The sequence below is a fragment of the Shewanella fodinae genome (assembly GCF_014651955.1).
In the GTDB taxonomy this organism is placed as follows: domain Bacteria; phylum Pseudomonadota; class Gammaproteobacteria; order Enterobacterales; family Shewanellaceae; genus Shewanella; species Shewanella fodinae.
The window spans coordinates 1-17,749 of record NZ_BMXW01000005.1; the positions used below are offsets into that span (position 1 = coordinate 1).

Annotated in this window: 17 protein-coding genes and 4 tRNA genes; 13 read left to right on the plus strand and 8 right to left on the minus strand. The window is 48.4% G+C overall.

Going from position 1 to position 17,749, the window contains the following annotated elements; genetic code table 11:
• On the plus strand, positions 1–226 hold a 226-nt coding region (locus tag IE064_RS18120), incomplete at its 5' end, for a hypothetical protein (protein WP_229799876.1).
• A gap of 55 nt (positions 227–281) precedes the next feature.
• Here IE064_RS18120 and pssA read toward each other — a convergent pair.
• Positions 282–1,118: a CDP-diacylglycerol--serine O-phosphatidyltransferase gene (gene pssA, locus IE064_RS05940; RefSeq protein ID WP_189617063.1), complete on the minus strand. Its 837-nt coding sequence runs from the start codon at positions 1,116–1,118 to the stop codon at positions 282–284.
• A 91-nt stretch (positions 1,119–1,209) separates the two neighbouring features.
• Between pssA and IE064_RS05945 the strand changes: the two genes are divergently transcribed.
• Positions 1,210–1,653, plus strand: coding sequence for a DUF4124 domain-containing protein (locus tag IE064_RS05945; protein WP_189617064.1), 444 nt, complete (start codon positions 1,210–1,212; stop codon positions 1,651–1,653).
• A gap of 67 nt (positions 1,654–1,720) precedes the next feature.
• Here IE064_RS05945 and clpB read toward each other — a convergent pair whose 3' ends face one another.
• From clpB to rluD, 3 genes are all read right to left on the minus strand, one after another.
• Complete coding sequence (clpB, locus tag IE064_RS05950; protein WP_189617065.1) at positions 1,721–4,294, minus strand: ATP-dependent chaperone ClpB; 2,574 nt, start codon at positions 4,292–4,294, stop codon at positions 1,721–1,723.
• A gap of 99 nt (positions 4,295–4,393) precedes the next feature.
• Positions 4,394–5,110: a peptidoglycan editing factor PgeF gene (gene pgeF / locus IE064_RS05955; protein ID WP_189617218.1), complete on the minus strand. Its 717-nt coding sequence runs from the start codon at positions 5,108–5,110 to the stop codon at positions 4,394–4,396.
• Positions 5,110–6,084, minus strand: coding sequence for a 23S rRNA pseudouridine(1911/1915/1917) synthase RluD (rluD, locus tag IE064_RS05960; RefSeq protein WP_133039448.1), 975 nt, complete (start codon positions 6,082–6,084; stop codon positions 5,110–5,112). The genes pgeF and rluD overlap by 1 nt, the downstream gene beginning before the upstream one ends.
• Positions 6,085–6,208: 124 nt before the next feature.
• On the opposite strand from rluD, the gene IE064_RS05965 reads away from it, so the two are divergent.
• The 5 genes from IE064_RS05965 to IE064_RS05985 all read left to right on the plus strand — a co-directional run bounded on the left by IE064_RS05965 (position 6,209) and on the right by IE064_RS05985 (position 7,715).
• Complete coding sequence (locus tag IE064_RS05965; RefSeq protein WP_133039447.1) at positions 6,209–6,976, plus strand: outer membrane protein assembly factor BamD; 768 nt, start codon at positions 6,209–6,211, stop codon at positions 6,974–6,976.
• Positions 6,977–7,260: 284 nt separating this feature from the next.
• Positions 7,261–7,336, plus strand: a tRNA-Phe gene (locus tag IE064_RS05970).
• Positions 7,337–7,385: 49 nt separating this feature from the next.
• Positions 7,386–7,472 (plus strand) — tRNA-Leu (locus IE064_RS05975).
• A gap of 41 nt (positions 7,473–7,513) precedes the next feature.
• A tRNA-Leu gene (locus IE064_RS05980) sits at positions 7,514–7,600 on the plus strand.
• Between the two features lie 28 nt (positions 7,601–7,628).
• Positions 7,629–7,715, plus strand: a tRNA-Leu gene (locus tag IE064_RS05985).
• An 82-nt stretch (positions 7,716–7,797) separates the two neighbouring features.
• Here the strand turns inward: IE064_RS05985 and IE064_RS05990 are convergent.
• Entirely contained in the window at positions 7,798–9,660 is a 1,863-nt protein-coding gene (locus IE064_RS05990; protein ID WP_189617066.1) for a methyl-accepting chemotaxis protein, read from the minus strand.
• A 338-nt stretch (positions 9,661–9,998) separates the two neighbouring features.
• Here IE064_RS05990 and IE064_RS05995 point away from each other — a divergent pair, with 338 nt between their 5' ends.
• The 3 genes from IE064_RS05995 to IE064_RS06005 are packed head-to-tail and all read left to right on the plus strand — an operon-like array spanning position 9,999 to position 11,931.
• Positions 9,999–10,469, plus strand: a complete 471-nt coding sequence (locus tag IE064_RS05995; RefSeq protein ID WP_189617219.1) for an RNA polymerase sigma factor — start codon at positions 9,999–10,001, stop codon at positions 10,467–10,469.
• The gene (locus tag IE064_RS06000) at positions 10,466–10,987 is read left to right on the plus strand and encodes a hypothetical protein (protein WP_189617067.1); all 522 of its coding nucleotides are present in this window, start codon (positions 10,466–10,468) and stop codon (positions 10,985–10,987) included. Before IE064_RS05995 ends, IE064_RS06000 begins: the two co-directional genes overlap by 4 nt.
• Complete coding sequence (locus tag IE064_RS06005; protein ID WP_189617068.1) at positions 10,984–11,931, plus strand: DUF4097 family beta strand repeat-containing protein; 948 nt, start codon at positions 10,984–10,986, stop codon at positions 11,929–11,931. The genes IE064_RS06000 and IE064_RS06005 overlap by 4 nt, the downstream gene beginning before the upstream one ends.
• A 3-nt stretch (positions 11,932–11,934) precedes the next feature.
• Here the strand turns inward: IE064_RS06005 and rsuA are convergent, their stop codons facing one another.
• The gene (rsuA, locus tag IE064_RS06010) at positions 11,935–12,630 is read right to left on the minus strand and encodes a 16S rRNA pseudouridine(516) synthase RsuA (RefSeq protein WP_229799878.1); all 696 of its coding nucleotides are present in this window, start codon (positions 12,628–12,630) and stop codon (positions 11,935–11,937) included.
• A 276-nt stretch (positions 12,631–12,906) separates the two neighbouring features.
• Here rsuA and IE064_RS06015 point away from each other — a divergent pair, with 276 nt between their 5' ends.
• From IE064_RS06015 to IE064_RS06025, 3 genes are all read left to right on the plus strand, one after another.
• Positions 12,907–15,006, plus strand: a complete 2,100-nt coding sequence (locus tag IE064_RS06015; protein WP_189617070.1) for a M13 family metallopeptidase — start codon at positions 12,907–12,909, stop codon at positions 15,004–15,006.
• 134 nt (positions 15,007–15,140) lie between these two features.
• Complete coding sequence (locus tag IE064_RS06020) at positions 15,141–15,545, plus strand: SMI1/KNR4 family protein (protein ID WP_189617071.1); 405 nt, start codon at positions 15,141–15,143, stop codon at positions 15,543–15,545.
• 44 nt (positions 15,546–15,589) lie between these two features.
• Positions 15,590–16,090 (plus strand): DUF4447 family protein, encoded by a 501-nt coding sequence (locus IE064_RS06025; RefSeq protein WP_189617072.1) that lies wholly within the window; start codon positions 15,590–15,592, stop codon positions 16,088–16,090.
• 91 nt (positions 16,091–16,181) lie between these two features.
• Here the strand turns inward: IE064_RS06025 and IE064_RS06030 are convergent, their stop codons facing one another.
• Both IE064_RS06030 and IE064_RS06035 read right to left on the minus strand, forming a co-directional pair.
• Positions 16,182–16,580 carry a GFA family protein gene (locus IE064_RS06030; protein WP_373295251.1) on the minus strand — a complete coding sequence of 133 codons (399 nt, stop codon included), beginning with the start codon at positions 16,578–16,580 and terminating at the stop codon, positions 16,182–16,184.
• A gap of 154 nt (positions 16,581–16,734) precedes the next feature.
• Entirely contained in the window at positions 16,735–17,487 is a 753-nt protein-coding gene (locus IE064_RS06035) for an SDR family oxidoreductase (protein WP_189617074.1), read from the minus strand.
• Between the last annotated feature and the right edge of the window lie 262 nt (positions 17,488–17,749).

The window sequence follows — 17,749 nt, forward strand, 5'->3', positions numbered from 1 at the left end:
ACCACCCCAACTTGGCGTCAAGTGGCTTGCGCCAATCTTTTTTCGCCCAGACAATTCAGCTTCGCTGCCTTGCCTGCAACACCGCCAGCGCTTCGCTGTTGCCGTGTCAGTGGGTGCGCATTATAGGGAGCTTAATCTTTTGTGCAAGAGGGAATTTCTAATTATTTTTTTAATAGTTGATTTTGCGAGCAAACACCCACAAATGACCAACCATCAACACACATAAAATTCACATTTGACGGTAAAAAGACCATAAACATACCTTTTTACTGTTTGCGATATTACTTTTTACGCGTGTCATCGGCAGTGACCGAGCTATTATTCGGGTGCTCAGTATCTACCATGTCATTCTGAAATAGCTCTTCTTCCTTATCCCCGACAACATCAGACACCTTAAGCTGCTTAATATTGCGCATCGTCATAACGGGACCAGAACAGGCGTAGATATAAAACAGACAGCAAAGGATCAATGCGGGATCCACCGACACCACCACAAAAACGGCCACCACTAGCAGCATCACCAGAAAATTGACTTTACCGCTCCAATCTACCTGTTTGAAGGAGTGGTAGCGGAAATTGCTGACCATTAATAAACCGGCACCCGCAGTAATTAAGGCAAACAGCCAGGAAACGCTACTACCATCAATCCCATAATCCTGCCCAAGCCAAACACTCCCGGCAATGATGGCTGCCGCGGCCGGACTTGCTAAACCCTGAAAGAATCGTTTATCGGCAACACCCACTTGTGTATTGAAGCGCGCCAGTCGTAAGGCCGCTCCAGCACAATAAATAAAAGCCGCCAGCCAGCCAATTTTGCCGATATCGGCCAATCCCCAATTGTAAGCGATAAGCGCCGGAGCCATGCCAAACGATACCATATCTGCCATCGAATCGTATTCCGCGCCAAAACTACTCTGGGTATTGGTCAATCGCGCCAGACGCCCATCCAATCCATCGAAAATCATCGCGACAAAAACGGCGATAGCGGAGGCCTCAAAGCGCCCGTTCATTGACGCGATCACGGCATAAAAGCCGGCAAACAACCCGGCAGTCGTCAAAAGATTGGGTAACAGATAGATCCCTTTGGATTTTACTGTTGGCTTAGTGATATTTTGCATACACTTAATGAATCCACATGTTTGCTTTAATGTATTCAAAGATAACACAGTTGTGGTAACCCTGAACCTCTGGCAGCAACGGAATTTGACTATGATAAGGATTGGCCTGATATCTGCGATATTGGTAATACTTTACAACCCGTTTGGCTTTGCCGCTGACATCTATACATGGGTCGATGACAAGGGTGTTACTCACTATAGCCAACAACCTCCCGTGGATAAGCAAGTAAAAACGTTAGACAGCACCGCTATTGAACCAGGGAAAATAGGTACAGTCGCACCAGTGAAGAGGGAAGCGACACCTGAGCCTAGCCAAGCGGAACAGGACGCCGCCGCCATAAAAGAGCGAGATCAAGCCCAAGCCCAGAAATTATGTGACAGTGCCAAGTTTAACCTCGATGTGCTGCAAACCCATACCCGACTGCAACGTAAAGATGACAAAACTGGAGAGCCAGTGCGCATGACGGAAGAGGAACGGCAAACCGCAATTAAAGAACAACAAGAACGCATTCGCTTGTTCTGCACTAAAAAATAACAGATATAAGAAAGGAGCGTTGGTACGCTCCTTTCTTTACTCAACCTATCTTAGGACGAGACAACCGTTACTGATGAAACGTCAGTTCATCACCTTGTAAATCCACCTTGATAGGTTGCCCCGGCAGTAATTTACCTTGCAACAAGCGTTGGGCTAATGGATTTTCCACTTCCTGTTGAATTGTACGTTTCAACGGCCGCGCACCATAGACTGGGTCAAAACCGGCTCTGGCAATGTATTCCAGCGCTGCTTCACTGACCTGCAAGTCATATTCTTTTTCCAGCAAGCGCTTACGCAGCAGCTCGACCTGGATCCGCGCAATATTCTTGATATGCTCGGCAGCCAGCGGATGGAACACCACGGTCTCATCAATCCTGTTCAGAAACTCCGGCCGAAAGTGATGCTGTACCACGCCCAAAACCAAGGCTTTCATTTCACTGTAGCTATGTTCAGCAAAACCTTCCTGGATTAAATCAGACCCTAGATTAGAGGTCATGATCACCACAGTATTGCGGAAATCCACCGTACGTCCCTGACCATCAGTCAGTCGCCCATCGTCCAATACTTGCAACAGGATATTGAACACATCTGGATGCGCCTTTTCCACTTCATCCAGCAGGATCACAGAGTAAGGTTTACGACGCACTGCCTCGGTCAGATAACCCCCTTCTTCATAACCGACATATCCTGGAGGGGCACCGACCAAACGTGACACTGAGTGTTTTTCCATAAATTCTGACATATCGATACGCACCATGGCGCTTTCGGTGTCAAACAGGAATTTCGCCAGTGATTTACACAGTTCGGTTTTACCCACCCCGGTTGGCCCCAAGAATAGGAAAGAACCAATCGGCCGGTTAGGATCAGCAAGGCCCGCGCGGCTACGACGAATGGCATTAGCAACCGCATCGACCGCTTCATTCTGGCCGATCACTCGTTCATGCAGCGCTTCTTCCATATGCAGCAGTTTTTCACGTTCACCTTCCAGCATTTTAGAAACCGGAATGCCAGTAGCTTTTGACAACACTTCGGCAATTTCAACATCGGTAACCTTGTTACGCAGCAGTTTCATATCCTGCATTTCTGCCTGCGATGCTAGATCCAGTTGTTTTTCCAGTTCAGGGATCCGTCCGTACTGTAACTCAGACATACGCGTTAGATCGCCAGCACGCCGAGCCACTTCCAAATCCAGTCGCGCCTGTTCTAGGTCGGCCTTGATATGTTGTGTACCTGCCAACGCAGCTTTTTCGGCATGCCACACTTCGTTGAGTTCTGCGGCTTTTTCTTCTACATCGCGCAACTCTGTGCGCAAGTGCTCCAAGCGTTTACGACTAGCTTCATCGTTTTCTTTCGACAACGCCTGTTCTTCCAGTTTCAGCTGAATAGCTCGGCGTTCCAAGCGATCCAGTGGCTCAGGTTTGGAGTCAATCTGCAAACGGATGCTGGATGCCGCTTCATCGATCAGGTCGATAGCTTTATCTGGCAACTTACGGTCAGAAATATAACGGTGCGACAGCGTAGCCGCCGCCACAATGGCTGGGTCAGTGATCTCCACATGATGATGCAGTTCATAACGTTCTTTCAGCCCACGCAGGATAGCAATGGTATCTTCAACGCTCGGCTCATCCACCAGCACTTTCTGGAAACGCCGTTCCAACGCGGCATCTTTTTCAATGTACTGCCGGTATTCATCCAAGGTTGTTGCACCAACGCAATGCAATTCACCACGTGCCAATGCCGGTTTGAGCATATTGCCCGCATCCATGGAACCTTCAGATTTACCCGCGCCAACCATAGTGTGCAGTTCGTCGATAAACAGGATCACCTGCCCTTCTTCCTGCGACAGCTCATTCAGCACTGCTTTTAGCCGTTCTTCGAACTCACCACGATATTTGGCACCCGCAACCAGTGCGCCCATATCCAGTGCCAGTACCCGTTTGTTTTTAATGCCTTCCGGAACTTCACCATTAATGATACGTTGCGCCAAGCCTTCGACGATGGCGGTTTTACCGACACCAGGCTCACCAATCAACACCGGGTTATTTTTACTGCGGCGCTGCAGCACCTGAATGGTACGGCGAATCTCATCGTCACGACCAATCACTGGGTCTAGCTTGCCCTGTTCGGCACGCTCCGTCAGATCGACGGTGTATTTCTTCAATGCTTGGCGCTGATCTTCAGCGTTCGGATCATCCACGTTCTGCCCACCACGCATCTGCTCAATGGTTTTTTCCATCAGTTCTTTAGTGGCACCAGCCTGTTTCAAGCAGTTAGCCAGAGTGTCACTGCCTTCCAGCGCCGCCAGAATAAACAGCTCGCTGGAGATATATTTGTCTTTACGTTTTTGCGCCAGCTTGTCGCAAAGGTTCAACAGCCGGATCAATGCCTGAGATAACTGCACGTCACCACCAGTGCCTTCCACCTGTGGCAGACGTTCCAGCTCTTTGGTCAGCAGCGAACGCAAGCTACTGACTTGGATCCCGGCCTGGGTCAATAGGGGATGAATCGATCCCGAATCCTGATTCAACAAAGCCATCATCAGATGGATAGGTTCAATGAACTGATGATCGCGTCCGAGCGCCAGTGATTGAGCATCTGAGATAGCAAGCTGAAATTTATTGGTCATACGATCAAGTCGCATACAGCCTCCTGAAAATCTCAAAATAAGGGGGAATAACTTTGTTACCTTAAAGATGGGGATAGCTAGCGCCAATTCAAGTAAAAACCACAGAAAAAGTGGTTAAAATTCACGCCAGATAAGAGAAGCCATACGGCCAGTATCGCGCTCACGACGATAAGAGAAAAAGCGTGCAGATTGCTGATAGGTACAGGCAGATGCCGCATAAATCTGTGAGACACCCGCGGCCTGCAAGCGCAAGCTTGCCAGCGCTTCCAACGAGGCCAAAAATTTATCGCCATGTGGGGTAAAACAACTGGCGGCACCTGGCGTCGATGCAATAAACGCCTCGCGCACCTCGGCACCCACTTCAAATGCCTGCGGACCAATTGCTGGTCCAAGATATGCCTGTAGTTGCGATCCCTGGCGGAAATGAGCAATTCCGGCTTCCAGCACACCCGCATTCAACCCGCGCCATCCGGCATGCAAGGCAGCCACTTGGGTTCCATCTGTGTCACACAGCAACACTGGCAAACAGTCAGCCGTCATAACAACGGCAACTTGTCCTACCGTATCCGCATAGCTGCCATCGGCAGTACGATTATCATCCTGCCCTAAATGAACAACATGAGTACCATGTACCTGTTCCAGCCAGGCAGGTTCTGCGGGTAATTGCAGTTGCTGCTGCAACAAATGGCGGTTGTGTTTTACTGCTGCAGGATCATCACCAACGTGCATTCCCAGATTCAGGCTGTCAAAAGGCGGCAGACTGACACCATCTTGTCGGTCAGTCATCGCTATTCTGATATTTGGGGGAAGTGGCCAGTGATGTGCCAATATCACAACATATCCTCGGGATGCTCTTCTGTATCTTTACGCAAGGCTTTGGTCAGTTGCACCATATCATCGGGGATCGGCGCTTGCCAACTCATCACTTCACAGGTCAGGGGATGCGCTAGTTCTAAACGCACTGCATGCAACGCCTGACGCTTGAAGTTTTTCAGAACTTCAATAAATTCCGCACTGGCCGCTTTGGGCGGACGCGGACGCCCACCATAAACCGGATCGCCCACCAGCACATGCCCAATATAGGCCATATGCACACGGATTTGATGCGTCCGACCAGTTTCCAAACGCAAACGCAAACGGGTATGGGCGCGGAATTTTTCCGCCACACGATAATGGGTCACCGCTGGCCGCCCAGAGTGAATCACCGCCATATGCGTGCGTTTAGTGGCGTGACGGCCAATGGGTTCATCCACCGTACCACCGGCGGTCATCGTTCCAATGACAATCGCTTCATATTCACGGGTGATTTCCCGCGCTTGCAAAGCTGCCACCAGGTGTGTCTGCGCTTCAACTGTTTTCGCTACCACCATCAGCCCGGTGGTATCTTTATCCAAACGATGCACAATGCCTGCACGCGGCACATGTTCTATCTCGGGACAATGATGCAGCAAAGCATTCATCAAAGTGCCATCGCTGTTGCCAGCCCCTGGATGCACCACCAGCCCTGCCTGTTTATTGATTACGATGATATGGTCATCTTCATAGACAATATCTAAATCAATAGGCTGAGCTTCTGCCTGGGTTTCTTCCTCAATAGTGGCGTTAATTTCCACTATTTGTGACTCCAGCACTTTTTCCCTTGGACGGGTAATCGCTACGCCATCAATAAAAACATTTCCAGCCAGAATCCAGTCTTTTAGACGGGTTCGGGAGTAGTCAGGAAATAATTCTGCCACTGCCTGATCTAATCTCTGACCGGTTTGGGTTGCTGATATCTCGCTTTTTAGATTAATCTCTTGGGTCATAGGAACCGTCCCCAATTATTGGGGTCATAGAACTGTGTTATCGTTTTAACACGGAAATTTGCTAGTTTATCGTGAATTGGCGGATTTCTTAACTATAACTTTCAAAAAAGAACCTGATTCAAGTATGCATAAATTTGTCAAAGGCGCTGCGGTAGCCTTTTTTTCACTGGCTATTGTAGCCTGTAGCAGCAAACCCGACGAAGAGGAATTACTTGCCGGGAAGCAGTCTCCGGAAGAACTCTACTCTCAGGCGCGTAACTCTATGGAATTGGGCAACTTCTCTAAGGCCGTGAAGACCCTTGAGGCGCTGGATTCCAAATATCCCTTCGGCCCCTACAAAACCCAGGTTCAGTTGGATCTTATCTACGCATACTACAAGCAGGCGGATACTGCTAATGCTATCGCTAATATTGACAGGTTTCTGAAACTGAACCCAACTCACCCGGACGCGGATTATGTGACCTACATGCGCGGTCTGGTGAATATGCAAGCCGATAGTTATATGCTGCATGAGTTGCTGCATATAGACCGCACTGACCGCGATCCACAGAATGCCAAAGACGCTTTCAAGGATTTCGCCAAATTGCTGAAAGCCTATCCTGACAGCAAATATGCCGCCGATGCTCGGCAGCGCATGCAGTATCTGAAAAACCGTCTGGCCAGTTATGCCATCAAAGTTGCCGAGTATTATGTAAAAATGGATGCTTGGAGTGCTGCGGCAGTGCGCGCTCAGACAGTCTTAGAAAGTTACTCTGACACACCTTACGTGGAGCAGGCGTTAGCAATCATGGCTGAAGCCTATGGGAAATTAGGTCAGAATGAGTTAAAGCAGCACGTATTGATGGTGATGAAAGCCAATTACCCCGACAACGAAATGTTGAAACAGGATTGATTTTTTGACACGAAGCCCCTTGTGGGGCTTCGTTGTTTCGCACTTTCGAATCGTTTTTCCAGCAAGTGGCAGATTCTGTCGAAACTTTCCCCACTGAACCGCCAGCGAGTGACCATTTGGCTGCATGGGCATTACCAGCGAACCCTGTAATAGTGCGGTTTTCAAGCGATCGCTGAGTAATATCTGAGGTTACGGATAAAACTTGCTCAAATGCGCGATGTTTTGAAATATTTAATAGAAAATTGTTGACTCAAATCGGCAAAAGCCGTTTAATGCACGCCGTTGCCCGAATAGCTCAGTCGGTAGAGCAGCGGATTGAAAATCCGCGTGTCCCTGGTTCGATTCCGGGTTCGGGCACCACCTTGATTTTCAAGGTGTTCAGCTAACTAGAAATACGTAGCCGTACAGTGCAGGTGTGGTGGAATTGGTAGACACGCCAGCTTCAGGTGCTGGTGCCCTTACGGGCGTGGAAGTTCAAGTCTTCTCACCTGTACCAACTACGAAAATTGAGTTATGCTGAAATTCACTCTGTGATGTGCAGGTGTGGTGGAATTGGTAGACACGCCAGCTTCAGGTGCTGGTGCCCTTACGGGCGTGGAAGTTCAAGTCTTCTCACCTGTACCAATTCAGAGTGAACAATAAAATATGTCGTGCAGGTGTGGTGGAATTGGTAGACACGCCAGCTTCAGGTGCTGGTGCCCTTACGGGCGTGGAAGTTCAAGTCTTCTCACCTGTACCAATATTTAAAACCTCGTTTAACGAGGTTTTTTTGTGCCTGAATTTTGCCATCCGCTGGCAAAATTAGTTCATAGTTCCGTCAATCACACGCGAAATTGTCCGACCACCTGTTGTAGCTCATTTACCTTTTCCCGCACCTCTTCGGAAGCAGTGGCATTGGCTTCCGCTGCTTGAGCTGACAATTCAGCAATATCCCGAATAGCAATCACATTACGATTGACCTCTGCGGCGACAGTGCTCTGCTCCTCAATAGCGGCCGCTATTTGAGTATTCATATCCATGATGTCAGTTACATCGTCAGTGATCTTACCCAATAAGCTGCCAGCATTGGCTGCCTGTTGCGCGCTATCACTGCCCTGGCGCTGGCTGAGTTCCATCGCATTGACAATACTTTGAGTCCGATTTTGTAATGTGGTGATAATCCCAGCTATCTCTGCAGTAGATTCCTGAGTACGCATGGCTAAACTGCGCACTTCATCAGCTACCACCGCAAAACCACGGCCTTGATCACCTGCCCGAGCCGCCTCAATCGCGGCATTTAGCGCCAACAGGTTGGTTTGCTCCGCAATTCCACGGATCACTGACAGCACATTACCTATGGTATGACTGTCTACCTCTAACTGCTGCACTACCTCAGCTGACTGATTAAGCTGACTGGCCAAGGCTTGGATCTGGCGAATGCTTTCTTCTACTTCCTGACGACCTTTTTCAGCATTGAGGTGAGTAGATTCTGCCTTTGCTGCCGCCTCCTCGGTGTTTTTAGCAATACCGTCAATCGTCGTCCCCATTTCAGTGACAGCCGTTGCTACCTGATCGGTTTCTTGCAACTGACGACTCACACTTTCAGATGCTTGTATGGCATTTTCGGCCAGTTCATGACTGGCACCACTCATGGTATTGGTCGCTGCCATCACCTGTCGAATAACCTGCTGGAAACTCGCCACCATATTGTTAAACGAGTTGCCAATTAACGCCAATTCATCGTTGCTGTGAGCGGCGCAGCGTAATGACAAATCTTTATGTTGTTCTATCTCAGTAATGGTTTTAGTAATGCTCTCCACTGGGCGCATAATGCTGCGAATAATCAACCAGGTGGCCCAGGACACCGCCACAATAATAAAGGAGAAACAGATCACGCCCCACCAAAAGGTACTTTGCTTCTCGGCATCAATGCGTGCCTGCGTCTGTACCAAAAGCTGTGAAGAAGCGTCTTCTGTCGCCGCCACCGCACTTCTCAGCTCCGCCATTTTGCCGGATTTTTCGTCCAGCCCCATTTGCTGTTCAGCCTCTACTAATGCCAGAAATGAACTACGATACTCGTCCATCAATTTGGCTATCTGGGATTGGACATCAGCGCTTAACGCTGAATCTGCCAGTGTCTGCTGAAATGCCGTGAAGTTGCCTTTAAAGGTATCGACATATTTCATTTCCCGCCGCAACATAAAATCCTTTTCATTGCGTCGCAACTGCAACATCATCACCAGCAACGGTGCGTTATTATGTTGCTTAACTAGGCTTTCCACATTATGGACAGCATCACGCAATTTACCGTACAAACCTGAGGTTGGTGTAAGCCCTATTTGTTGTTGTAACGTCACCACATCACTGAACAATTTGGAGTAGCGGTTAACGGCACTATCTAAGGTCGCAACCGCAGTGGTGTCTATGTCATGTTGCTTGGAAATAACACGCAACTGTTCCGCCACTGGTAACAGGCTTTTTTCAGTTTGCTGATGCAGCTCAACATATTTCATGTCCAGTCGACTAAAAAAGTCCTTTTCGTGTTTACGTAGGGTAAGCACTTTATTTTCTAACTGCAGCACTAGCTGCTGCCCTTGAGAAAGCTGCTCCTGCACCACACCGGAATATTCCTTTATGATGAAGATGATAATCAGTGAGCCAACAGACAACGCTGCGCTTAACAACAATTTATTACGGATCAGCATAGCGAAAAGCTCTCCTAGGGCAGATTAACAACTGACTAACTCAAAAGTAGTTCACCTGCACCAACAGTGCTAGGTAATCAACACAATCTTATCGACTTGACGGGCTAACTTGCATACACATGATGATAATCCGCTTTTTACTACTTTTAATGTTTTGCCAAAAAAATTACGTCATCATTCAAACCTTTTGCTAACGCCACAATGTCATATAAGTAACTTTTAACAATAACGAGCAAGGAAGTGCCGTGGATGCCAGAAGCAATGGGGAACTGACAGCAGTTTTCACTGTGGATGAGACAGAAAGGCAGCTAATCCAGCGTGCGCGTCTAGGTGACAAGATGGCATTTGCTGAAATCTACCGCCTGCACCACCAACGGGTATACGCATTATGTCTGCGTTTAGCTGGCCAATCCTCGCTAGCGGAAGAGATAACACAAGATTGCTTTATCCGGCTATGGGAAAAACTTGATCAGTTCCGTGGTGACAGTAAGTTCAGCACCTGGTTGCATAGTCTTAGCGTTAACCAAGCGCTGACCAGTCTAAAAAAGCATCGCAGTTTCTGGGCGCGATTTCTGCCACTATCCGACGGTAGTGCCGAAACATGCAGTGATGGCACAGAAATCCCAGACACCTCGTTACTGGATAAAAAGATTATGCAGTTACCAGAAAGAGCAAGGATTGTTTTTGTGCTGTTTGCCATCGAAGGCTACAGCCATGAAGAGATAGCTGCGCTGATGCACACCACGGCAGGCACCAGCAAAGCACAGTATCACAGAGCGAAAGCATTGCTTAAGGAGATGTTGTCATGAGCAAGCCGTCACTTGATGAGATGATTGAACAGTTGCCAAAAGAGCTATCACCGCAACACGATTTGTGGCCAGCAATCGCCCGCCGTCTAGACACGGCACCAGTCCATCACCGCGGGCACAGCTCGTGGAAGCAGTTTGCCGTTGCCTGCAGCCTACTGTTACTAGGTGGGTTTGGCTATCGCTTGTGGTTTTCTGAGCCACAAGCCGTCAGTGACCCGCAAATGCTGGCAATGATGGCACAACTGCGGCAACAGCATGAACAACAGGTGAATTTCATTGAAAAAAACAGTCATTTTAACCAGTGGCAACATGCCAGCCTGACTGCGCCATTAAGCCGTGGCGTTGATGAACTGCGCACCGCCTCAGATCAGATATATCAGGCACTACAAAAAGACCCCAAAGACCAACAGTTGTGGCAACTCTGGATCTGGGCACAGCAACGAGAAATCGAATTACTGACTCAAGGCCAGCAACTGCCGGAAAAAATGTACGCAGAGAAAAAAGGAACCCGCATATGAAACAGTCTTACGTCGCCTTAACGCTACTCACCTTAGCCATTTTCACCAGTCCTTGGGGGATGGCAGCGGAGCAAGTAGACAAGAGTGCCCAGTTAACTCCCGGCAGTAAACTGGACATCCGCATTCAGCGCGGGGATGTAAAAGTCCATGGCTGGGACAAAGCGGAAGTCGCCATCAAGGGTAGCTTGGATGATCTTAGTCAAGGACTCATATTCGCTCAGTATGGCGGTAGCTTTGTGATTGAAGACAAGATGCCAATCAGCTACTCCAGCCATGAAGAGAAAGGCTCAAATCTGCAGATCTATCTGCCCACGAAAGTGATTGTCAAAATAAAAGGCGTATCAACCAATTATGCATTGGACAGCATCAATGGTGAAGTGACCACCGGCAATATCAGCGGTGATATCAAAAGCAATGCGCTACAGGGAGAACTGACCGTAAAGACCGTTTCTGGCAATATCACTGTCCGCAATAACAGTGGCAATATCCGGCTGGAAACGGTTTCTGGGGATATCGATGATGAAGGCAGCAGCGGCACCATCAGCTATCGGCTGGTCAGTGGCGATTTGACTGCCGACAGTCAAGCCAACAAAATTGCTGCGGATCTGGTATCGGGCTCGGCGAAACTACAATTACAGCAAGTCGATAGTCTCAACCTGCGCAGTGTCAGTGGTGATTTGACTGTCAGGTTGAAATCGCTGGAAACCAAGGCGCAACTGGATAGTGTCAATGCCGATATCGATCTGATATTTGATGGCATGCCCGATGCGGAATTCAACATTAATGGCGGTCCTGGAGGCAAAATTCATAACGAGCTGACGGATGCCAAACCAGTTACCACCAAAGATATGCGTAGCGAAGTGCTGAAGTTTCAGACTGGATCAGGCAAGGCTGATGTGAATATCACCACCATTAGTGGCGATATTAAAGTAAAACAGCAGTAATGATTAGCGTCTGACAGAGGCTATCTCTGCCTCTGTCAGCGCACGCCATTCACCCGGTGCCAAATCAGCATCTAGCTCAATCTCACCCACCGCTTCCCGATGTAACCCTAACACTTTATTACCGACTGCCGCGAACATGCGCTTCACCTGATGGTACTTACCTTCGCTGATGGTTAGTAACACTTCAGTTGCCGACAACCTTTGCAATACCGCAGGAAGTGTCAGTTCACGCTCACCATGCAGTTGCACCCCGGCGGCAAACTGTGCCTCAGCCGTATCAATCAGCGGTTCAACTAACTGTACCCGGTAACGTTTACCGCAGGTTTTCTTAGGAGATGTCACACAATGTGACCACTGCCCATCATCCGTCAGCAGCACCAACCCCGTGGTATCAGCATCCAGACGCCCGGCGATGTGCAACAGATCCGCCCGCGGTATATCCAGCAAGCTAAGCACTGACGGATAATATTCATCGATAGTGGAACATAGCGTATCTTGCGGCTTATTCAGCATCAGATAACGAGTTCCCGGCAACGTCAACGGCTCCCCCGCCAACGTCACTTCCATCCCCGGCGCCACCTTAAAACCCGCATCTTTCACCAACACGGCATCTACCGCCACATCGCCGCGATGCAACGCTTTCTTTGTCAGCGTTCGGGTCAATCCGGTGGCATCACAGATGAATTTATCAAGCCGCACTTTTACTGTCCTTATAACTACTGAAACGCGGCCATTATCGGTGATCACCGATGAGCTACCAAGCGATATTGTGTTGTGGCTAACGCCCGTATGTAAATTTTGCTTACACATCACCCGCGTATTACTCTGCGCAGTGGCTTGAGAGTATGTGTAAACAAGCTTTAACATAATCCGTCACGCTGCGACCATCAGCCTTGCTATGGTGTGCGGTAATAACTATGTCGGCATACCGACACCTATTGAGCACTCCAACGACTGAGAGTGAAAGGAATCCATATGAGAAAAATCCTCATTGGCGGCTTATGTGCCACCATGATTGCCGGTCTGGCCGCTTGTAATGACAAACAGACTGAGACCAAGACTGCAGAAGCAGCTAAACCACAGACAACTCAAACCGCCACTGCCGCTGCAGTCTCCAAAGTACTGGGATCCGGTATTGATTTTGCCAACTTCGATAAGTCTGTACGTCCACAGGACGATTTTTACAGTTATGTCAACGGCACCTGGATCAAGAATACTGAAATCCCAGCTGACCGCACCAGCACTGGCGCATTCTATGATTTGCGCGAAAAATCCCGTGACGACATTAAAGCTATTATTGAAGAAGTTGCCGCTCAGAAAGATCTGAAAGCGGGCACAGACGAGCAAAAAGTCGCCGATCTGTATCGCGCCTTTATGGACACCACCACCCTCAACCAACTGGGTATCGACCCATTGAAACCCGAGCTAGCAAAAATTGATGCTATCGGTAACAAAGATCAGCTGATGGCCTATTTTGGCAGCAGCCAGATCATCGGTGGCGGTACGCCAATGGCATTTTATGTGGATGTTGATGCCAAAGATTCCACTCGTTATGCCACTCACATCTGGCAATATGGCTTGAGTCTGCCAGAAAAAGATTACTACTTTAACGATGCGGAACGTTTTGTAAAAATCCGTGAAGCGTTTGTGGAACACATGCGCAAGATGTTTAAGCTGGCTGGTTTTGAACAACCACGTAAGAGCGCAGAAGCGATTATGAAGCTGGAAACCGCGATCGCTAAGGACCACTGGGACGTGGTTGCTAGCCGCGACAGCACCAAAACCTATAATAAATATGCACTGAAAGACTTAGCAGAACTGGCCCCCGGCGTTGACTGGAATGCCTATCTGGCTGCATTAGGTGCCGATAAGCAGGCTGACATCATCATCAACCAACCAAGCTATGTCACTGGTCTGGCCAAAATCATCAATGACACAGATCTGGCTACTTGGAAAACCTATCTGCGATGGCATCTGCTCACCAGCTTTGCCGGTGATCTGGGTGAAGCATTTGATAATGAGAACTTTGATTTCTATTCCCGCATTCTCAACGGTCAGGAAGAACAGCAACCGCGCTGGAAGCGTGGCGTTAGCAAGGTCAACAGCCTGTTGGGCGAAGTGGTTGGCAAGGTGTATGTGAAGCGTCACTTTACTCCAGAAGCCAAAGCACGCATGGAGCAACTGGTTGAAAATCTGCGCCAAGCTTATGCTGATAGCGTAGATGAACTGGACTGGATGACACCAGAAACCAAAGCAGCAGCCAAAGCCAAACTGGCAAAATTTAATCCAAAAATTGGCTATCCCAACAAATGGGAAGATTATAGCCAACTGACCATCAGCGCTACCGATCTAGTGGGTGACGAAATGCGCGCTGGCGAAGTTGAACATCAGAAAGATCTGAAAAAACTGAACAGCCCCATCGATCGCGACGAGTGGCATATGACGCCACAAACTGTGAACGCCTACTATAACCCGACCATGAATGAAATCGTGTTCCCGGCCGCAATTCTGCAACCTCCATTCTTTAACATGGAAGCTGACGATGCGGTTAACTACGGCGGTATCGGCGCAGTGATTGGTCATGAAATGGGTCATGGATTTGATGACCAAGGCGCCAAGTTTGATGGTGACGGCAACATGCGCGACTGGTGGACCCAGAAAGATTTGGATGCGTTCCATGCTAAGACCAAAGCACTGGTAGCCCAATACAACGGTTACTATGTATTCCCAGATCTGCACGTCAATGGCGAGCTGACCTTGGGTGAAAACATTGGTGACCTGTCAGGCGTAACCATTGCTTATAAAGCCTATAAAAAGTCACTGGAAGGCAAAGAAGCGCCTGTGATTGATGGTCTGAGTGGCGATCAACGTTTCTTTATCGGTTTTGCGCAAATCTGGCGTGCCAAAGTGAAAGAGGAAGCGCTGCGTAACCGCGTAGCCACTGATCCACACTCACCGGCCAAGTTCCGCGCTATTGGTTCACTGGAAAACATGCCGCAGTTCTATGCCACCTTTGATGTAAAACCGGGTGATGCCATGTATCTGGAACCCGCTAACCGCGTGAAAATCTGGTAAGTAGACCAGTTCAGTAACATAGGGCACCTGCGGGTGCCTTATTTTTTGACTCAGATGCCCTTGTGCCGAGACAGTAAGCCGCTATACTCTCGCAGCATTGCCGCCTCGGTTTTATGTCGCTTTGGAGATGTGCCATGCATGACATTATTGAACAACTTCAGCAATTGAATCAGCCAGTTCCCGTTCCTTTAGAGTTGCCTGAATTTGACGATATTGTCGATGTGGAAGAACAGTTGCTATTGCCGTTGCCCGCCGATCTTAAAGAATATCTGCTGGAAGTCAGCAATGTTATCGTTGGTAGCCTAGAACCGGTTACCGCAGTCGACCCGCATTCGCATACCTATCTGCCGGAAGTTGCCGCCTATGCCTGGTCCATCGGCTTACCTCGTTATCTGGTGCCCATCTGCCAGCTAGGCGACAGTTTTTACTGCATGGATGAAGAGGGACTGGTGTATTTCTGGGAAGACGGTCACCTAGATGAAGATGACTACTGGGAATCATTCTGGCACTGGGCCGAAGAAGTATGGCTGCCAAGTTAATCCCAAGTTACCACGCCTGTTAATCCTACTCACGGAACCTATTTATGTCTGCTTACCCGCTGAATCCTATTGAATTTCGCGCTTTACGTTGGTCGCTTGGCCTAGATGAAGCACTTGCCGCACAACTGCTGAAAGTTAGCGTTGAAACCCTCAAGCAATGGGAGGATGGCAGCCAAACCATCACGGAATTGGCACAAAAACAGTTACTGGATATTGATGACATCATTGAAATGCAGGTGCTCAATACCTGTGATGGCATTGAAGCAATGTTCAAGAAGGAACCCAAGCGAAGACTGGCATTTGTCGTATATCCATCGCAAGCAATATATACCCAATACAACCCAGAATTTCTCAGTTCATTACCACTGACTGAACTCTACACCACCGCCGCCTGGCGCATCAAAAAAGAGTGTAAGCTGGTGCTGGAGGTTGAGATCGCCCTGGTGCCACTGGACGTTGATTCCTACAAAGCCTTCCGCGAACAGGCTGGACTTGGCGAGAGCCGCGAAAGCCGCGCAAAATGGGCTGCCAGCCAACTGTCATAACAACAGCGGCGCGGTTATCTGCGCCGTAATATTAACCGATCGTTTGTATAGTCATGTCATCATCAGCAACGAATGTCATGATTGCGCGAGATCACTGGCGGTCTGCGGGGTGATTAACACCATCAACGGTCGGAACATCTCCCATCTTGAGCGGATTAATGCCTTCAAGGCAAGCCACGTTGAAACCATATTGTGACGGATTTGAGCGGCGCTGATGATGTGTATAGATACCGCAGTTAGCACAAAAATAATGCTTCGCCGTTTTGGTATTAAATTGATAGAGCTTCAGGTACTCATGGCCTTTAAGGATATGGATACTAGCCAGTGGCACCGACGCAACAATGGCGCCGCGGCGGCGACAAAACGAACAATCACAACGTCTTACATCAACTAATCCATCGGGGAGTGAAAGTTCCAACTCAACCGCGCCACAATGGCAAGTTGCTCTGTGTTTCGGTTTAATCTGCACGCCATCAACTTCTTTGATAATTGTCAGCATAAACTCTCCTTACAGCATATAGCGTTCGCGACACAGTAGATTTAGAAAATTTGTCCCAAACCCAACACTATCAGATGTCTATTTATCGATACTTCTAGACTTCTGGTCTCCTCAGCAATTTTTACCCATTGGTCATTTCAATGCACTACAAACCACCTGTCAAATCCAAAAAATTCCCCGTGGCAAAAGATGATTTTTCAGAGGCTAACCAATAAATAGCCGCGGCAACTTCATCAGGTAAACCGCCTCGCTGCATTGGAATTTTACTCTTTAGCCTGTCAATACGATTAGGCTCGCCCCCGTCAGCATGCATATCTGTATAAATCAATCCAGGACGTACACAATTAACCCTTATACCTTCCGCAGCCACTTCCAGCGACAGACCTTTTGTTAATGTGTCGATTGCGCCTTTCGATGCCGCGTAATCAATGTATTCATTAGGTGAGCCTGTTCGAGCGGCTCCCGAAGAAACATTTACAATGACACCACCCAAACCACCACGACGAGTGGACATTCGTTTTACCGCTTCACGGCAGCACAGGAAGTAACTCGTCACATTATTGACCAGAATTGAGTTGATTCTATCTGCACTCATTTCCTCTAGGCGCGTCTGTTGCTTTAATATCCCCGCATTGTTTACAAGTACAGAGATAGCGCCAAGCTCGCGGTCGACAATTTCAAACATACGAAGCACATCAATTTCTTTGGAAACATCCGCTTGAAGTAAAATACAATGACCACCTAACGCTTTGATTTCTTGAGCTAACGTATTCGCAGTCTCAGCATTAGATTTATAGTTAATGCATACGGCGTAACCATTTTGAGCAAAAATTTTTGCGGTAGCGGCCCCAATCCCTCGGCCACCACCAGTCACAATTGCCACTTTTTGATTGCTCATTTTCTATCCTCTTAAAGCTGAATTCGAAATGGTGCATAACGTGCTAAACAGCGGGAACCCAGAACGCAGTGAGTGGTTTTCCACTGTTCTCACTCACTGGTTATATTGCGTTATCAAATTCACCACATTTACCACGATTCATCTGAAAGTTCGATTCTTAGTCTTCCTCAAGTAACAATTAGAGCTACGTCATTATCCACAACAAAAAGCGGAATGGCAGTGCGGTCTACATATATTGAGCAAGCACTTAGCGTTGCTTGTG